Origin of the sequence: Priestia sp. SIMBA_032, from assembly GCF_046535215.1 — a bacterium.
Lineage (GTDB): Bacteria > Bacillota > Bacilli > Bacillales > Bacillaceae_H > Priestia > Priestia aryabhattai.
The window spans coordinates 1-271 of record NZ_JAWRXD010000682.1; the positions used below are offsets into that span (position 1 = coordinate 1).

Consider the following 271-nt stretch of genomic DNA (forward strand, 5'->3'; position numbering starts at 1 on the left):
GGCCTCCACGGTCCTGCCCGACTACGTGCGCAACACGCTGGTGCTGATGCTGGCGGTCGGCGCGCTGACGGCGGTCGTCGGGGTCGGGACGGCGTGGCTCGTCACCATGCACCGGTTCCCGCTCGTCCGCGTCTTTGCCGAGGCGCTGACCATGTCGACACGGATCGCGGTGTTCGACGACGGGATCATCCAGCAGTTGGCCGAGCCCTCGGTCCTCTACGAAAAGCCGGAAAACGCGTTCGTCGCCGCCTTCATCGGGGAGAACAACAAG

The 271-nt window shown here is 66.8% G+C and carries 1 pseudogene; it reads left to right on the forward strand.

Annotated elements, in window-relative coordinates:
- Positions 1-271: pseudogene (locus SB717_RS35995) on the forward strand (hypothetical protein); the annotation flags it as partial.